Origin of the sequence: Dietzia sp. SYD-A1 (assembly GCF_015356725.1) — a bacterium.
Lineage (GTDB): Bacteria > Actinomycetota > Actinomycetes > Mycobacteriales > Mycobacteriaceae > Dietzia.
Genome location: NZ_JADDKI010000316.1, coordinates 1 through 4,740, shown reverse-complemented (window position 1 = coordinate 4,740; position 4,740 = coordinate 1). Strand labels below are relative to the sequence as shown.

Genomic DNA, 4,740 nt, shown 5'->3' with positions numbered 1-4,740 from the left:
GCCCTGCGCAGGGCCGCGGCGGTGGTCTCGACCCCGCTGCCGGTCTGGACGCTCCTGGTCTCGGCGCGGTCGGCGGGGGCGGAGCGGTCGGTCATCGCGGACTCCTCGGGTGCTGCGGGGTGTGGCCGTCACCACGGTACCAAGCATCTGCTTGGTCGACCCCCGGGCTCAGTACCTGAGCGCGCCCCGGTCGAACGGGACCTGGACGCCCGAGACGGACCGGGACCCGTCCCCGGCCAGGAACGACACCACGTCGGAGACCTCCTCCGGCGGCATGAAGTCGGCCAGGGTGCTGGCGCCGTCCGCGAGAACGTTCTTCAGTGGCATCGGCGAGAAGCTGTGCAGATACGAGGGGAACCGGCCGAAGATCTCCGCCATCCCGTCGGGGTCGATCATCGGCGTGTCCACGGAATAGGGATGGATCGAGTTGACGCGGATGCCGAATTCCCCCACCTCGAGGGCGAGCGAGTTGGTCAGCGCCACGAGCCCGGCCTTGGAGGCCGAGTAGTGTCCGTTGCCCGGCGTCGCCTTGAGTCCCGCCGACGAGCTGACGATGATGATCGACCCGCCGTTGCCCGCCTCGATCATCGCCGGCACGGCAGCGCGGATCGTCCGCCACGTGCCGCTCAGGTTGACGCCGATGACCATGTCCCAGTCGTCCTCCGGCAACTCCCACAGGCGGCCCCAGCTCAGTACGCCGGCGTTGGCCACGACGATGTCCAGCCGGCCGAACGTGGCGATGGTGCGGTCGACCAGTTCCTGGAGCGGTCCGAGCTCCCGGATGTCCAGTACCGCCGAGAGGGCTCTGCGCCCGGCCTGCTCGACCAGTCGGACGGTCTCGGCGAGGTCATCCGGACCGGGCGCCGGATAGGAGACGGAGGCGGACACCGGAGCGCAGAGGTCGGTCACCACGACGTCCGCGCCCTCCGAGGCGAGGCGGACGGCATGGGCTCGGCCCTGTGCCCGGGCGGCGCCGGTGACCAGTGCGACCTTGCCCTCCAGGGGAGTGTCAGGGGTGTTCATGCCGACCATCACACCCGACGACGTCCGCCGGGGCGGGCGGTTCCGACAAACCAAGCAAGTGCTTGGTAGTGTGGTCGTATGACCCAGAGCACGGCACCCGACACGCGCAGGCCGGCGTCGGAGATGACCGACGACGAGTTCGCCGCGGAGTTCCGCACGTGGTTGGACGCCAACCTGGTGGGGGAGTTCGCCGAGATCAAGGGGACCGGCGGGCCGGGCAGTGAGCATCAGTTCTTCGATCGGCGTCTGGCCTGGGAACGGCACATGGCCGAGGCCGGCTGGACCTGTGTGGGGTGGCCGGTCGAGTACGGCGGTCGGGGGGCGTCGCTCAGCCAGCAGGTCCGCGTCCACGAGGAGTACGCCAAAGCGGACGCCCCGGCGAGGGTCTCGCACCTCGGCGAGACGCTGCTCGGCCCCACCCTCATCGCACACGGCACCCAGGCGCAGAAGGACCGTTTCCTGCCCCGGATCCTCGACGTGACCGAACTGTGGGCCCAGGGCTACTCCGAACCGGGAGCGGGGTCCGACCTGGCGAACGTGTCCACCACCGCCCGCCTGGGTGAGGACGGCAGGTGGCATCTGCACGGCCAGAAGGTGTGGACCTCCCTGGCGCATCTGAGCCAGTGGGTCTTCGTCGTGGCCCGCACCGAGGAGGGCACCAGTCGGCACAAGGGCCTGAGCTTCCTGCTGGTGCCGCTCGATCAGCCGGGAGTCGAGATCCGGCCCATCCAGCAACTCACCGGGACCTCCGAGTTCAACGAGGTCTTCCTCGACGACGCGGTCACCGAGGCCGGGATGATCGTGGGGGAGCGCGGAGAGGGCTGGAAGGTCGCCATGACCCTCCTGGAGTTCGAACGAGGGGTCTCCACCCTCGGCCAGCAGGTCGGTTTCGCCCGCGAACTCGACCAGATCGTGGAGATGGCCCGGTCCAACGGCAGCGCGCACGTCCCCGCCGTGCGTGAACGGATCGCCCGTGCCTGGGTCGGTCTCAGGGTGATCCGCGCCCACGCTCTGCGCACACTCGCCGAGCGTGACGCCTCCGGTGGCAACGCCTCGGCGGCCAAGCTCCTGTGGGCCACGTGGCACCGCGACCTCGGCGAGCTGGCGATGATCGTGCAGGGGGCGGAGTCGCTCACCGGGCCCACCCACGACTCCGAGGGTGCGGCCAACGACCTCCGCGACCCGGAGCACCTCGAGTTGGCGCGGTGGCAGCGGCTCTTCCTGTTCACCCGAGCCGACACGATCTACGGCGGATCCAACGAGATCCAGCGCAACATCATCTCCGAGCGCGTGCTCGGATTACCCCGAGAGGCCAGGCCGTCATGACCCAGCACAAGTCCCCCCTCGCCGCGTCCCCCCTCGCCACGGTGCCGGAGGAGACACCTGGTCACGGGTTGCTCGCGGGTAAGAAGGTCGTGGTGACGGCCGCCGCGGGCACGGGCATCGGTTTCTCGGCCGCCCGGCGCGCCGCGCTCGAGGGCGCCGACGTCCTGGTGTCCGACTTCCACGAGCGCCGAATGAACGAGGCCCGCGACGCGCTCGCCGCCGAGTTCCCCGGGCAGCGGTTCGAGGCCATCACGTGCAACGTGCAGTCGACCTCCGACGTCGACGCGCTGATCACCGGCGCCGCCGAGAAGCTCGGCCGGATCGACGTGCTGGTCAACAACGCCGGATTCGGCGGTGAGGGCGAGCTCGTGGACATGACCGACGAGGACTGGGACCGGGTTCTGGACATCACGCTCAACGGCACGTTCCGCGCGACCCGTGCGGCGCTGCGCTACTTCCGGGACGTGCCGCACAACGGGGTGATCGTCAACAACGCCTCCGTGCTCGGGTGGCGCGCGCAGCGAGCTCAGGCGCACTACGCGGCAGCCAAGGCCGGAGTCATGGCGCTGACCCGGTGTTCGGCGATCGAGGGTGCGGACTTCGGTGTGCGCATCAACGCGATCGCACCCTCCATCGCCCGGCACGCGTTCCTGGAGAAGTCGGCCTCCGCCGAGCTCCTCGACGAGCTCGCCGCCAAGGAGGCGTTCGGACGTGCCGCGGACGTCTGGGAGGTCGCCGCGACCATCGCCATGCTCGCCAGCGACTACACCACGTACCTCACCGGAGAGGTCGTCTCCATCTCGTCCCAGCGGGCCTGACCCGCAGTCGGCACCCGGCGGAGGGGATCGAAGGAGGTCAGGCGCTCCGGATCTTCTCGACCTGCCGGGCGAAGGCGTCAACGGCCGTGTCCCGTTCCGCGTCCGACACCGGCCCCGCCGCGTTGGCGACCGTGACGGACACGCCGATACCCCGCACGATCCCGGTGATCAGCACGTTGCCCGTGAGCAGCTCCTGGCCCATCATGTCCATCGCGTTGTTCTGCGTGATGGCGGCGAAGTGCTCCACGCCCTCCGGTGCCTCGAGGGGCAACAGCTGGTTCTCGGCACGGGTCGTGACCTCGGTCCCCTCGAGGGGGATCGTCACGGTCATGGTGGGGCAGTCGGCGATCAGTCGGTCACGATCGTTGAGGCCTGTCGTCACCGTGGTCACCGACACCGCGTACGCGGTGTTCTCGCTCTGGCCCGCCTGGATGGCGATCGCGCCCGGCTCGGCCTGGGCGAGGAACGCGTCCTGGCTGAAGTCGGCGCACCGCTCGGGGTCCACGCGGACGCCGGCGGCGATGTCCTCGAGCGCGCCGACACCTCCGGCGAACTCCTCGGCCGAGACGGGAGCGAGGCCGAGCTCGGGGGCGTCCTCGGCATTGAGGACGAGTTGATCTACGCCGGCCTCGGGGGTGCCCGGCGCTCCGGTGGGCTGCTCCTGAGGCGACTCGCTCGTCGCGGTCGTGGTCTCCGCGGGAGCCGCGTCGTCACCGCTCACGTGGATCGTGCAGGAGGCCAGGCCCAGGGTGAGGCCCACCGCCGCCGAGGCCGCGAGGACCCGGCGACCTGCCCGGCGCGGGCCGGAGGGGCGAGGGGAGGAGAAGACGGTGGAGCGCATGGGGGGAGTCTAGGCAGAAGGAGTCGACGACGGGTGGACCGACGCGGCCAGGCCGGTCCCCGGACCACGCCGGCCTCCGGAGCGCCCCTAGCAAGTGCTTGGTTGGTAGAGTGGTCGGATGACCAGCACGACCAGACGTGAAGAACTCTTGGCGATCGCCGCCGGGCTCTTCGCCGAGCGCGGCCTGCGGGCCACCACCGTGCGGGACATCGCGGATGCGGCGGGCATCCTCTCCGGCAGCCTCTACCACCACTTCTCGTCCAAAGAGGCGATCGTAGACGAGATCCTCCGCGGGTTCCTCGACTCCCTCTTCGGGGACTATCACCGGATCGTCCTGGCGGGCTCGTCGCCCCGGGAGACCCTCGAAGGGCTGGTCCGCGTCTCGTTCGAGGCCATCCACCGTCACAGGGACGAGGTGGCCATCTACCAGGACGAACTCAAGCATCTGCGGGGCAACCCCAGGTTCGACTATCTCCGGGAGCGCACCACCGAGTTCCGTGAGATGTGGACCGACGTGCTGGGCCGGGGCATCGAGTCCGGCCAGTTCCGTCCCGACCTCGACATCAGGCTGACCTACCGGTTCCTTCGCGACACCGTGTGGGTGGCGGTGCGCTGGTACCGGCCGGAGGGCGACGACGACCACGCCGCGATCGCGGACCAGTACCTGCACATCGTGCTCGACGGCCTGGCCGTGGACTCACCCGCCCCACCCGCCTGACACCACCGACCGAC

General features: G+C 70.1%; 5 protein-coding genes. 3 read left to right on the top strand and 2 right to left on the bottom strand.

Annotated features, from left to right (window positions below):
- Positions 1–168: 168 nt before the first annotated feature.
- Positions 169–1,023 (bottom strand): mycofactocin-coupled SDR family oxidoreductase, encoded by an 855-nt coding sequence (locus tag IY392_RS12825; RefSeq protein ID WP_182612428.1) that lies wholly within the window; start codon positions 1,021–1,023, stop codon positions 169–171.
- 78 nt (positions 1,024–1,101) lie between these two features.
- On the opposite strand from IY392_RS12825, the gene IY392_RS12820 reads away from it, so the two are divergent.
- On the top strand, positions 1,102–2,349 hold the full coding sequence (locus tag IY392_RS12820) for an acyl-CoA dehydrogenase family protein (protein WP_194861424.1): 1,248 nt from the start codon (positions 1,102–1,104) through the stop codon (positions 2,347–2,349).
- Positions 2,346–3,167 carry an SDR family oxidoreductase gene (locus IY392_RS12815; protein WP_182612426.1) on the top strand — a complete coding sequence of 274 codons (822 nt, stop codon included), beginning with the start codon at positions 2,346–2,348 and terminating at the stop codon, positions 3,165–3,167. The genes IY392_RS12820 and IY392_RS12815 overlap by 4 nt, the downstream gene beginning before the upstream one ends.
- Positions 3,168–3,204: 37 nt before the next feature.
- Here IY392_RS12815 and IY392_RS12810 read toward each other — a convergent pair whose 3' ends face one another.
- Positions 3,205–4,008, bottom strand: a complete 804-nt coding sequence (locus IY392_RS12810; protein ID WP_194861423.1) for a hypothetical protein — start codon at positions 4,006–4,008, stop codon at positions 3,205–3,207.
- Positions 4,009–4,126: 118 nt separating this feature from the next.
- On the opposite strand from IY392_RS12810, the gene IY392_RS12805 reads away from it, so the two are divergent.
- Complete coding sequence (locus IY392_RS12805) at positions 4,127–4,726, top strand: TetR/AcrR family transcriptional regulator (protein WP_182612424.1); 600 nt, start codon at positions 4,127–4,129, stop codon at positions 4,724–4,726.
- The last annotated feature ends 14 nt before the right edge of the window (positions 4,727–4,740 follow it).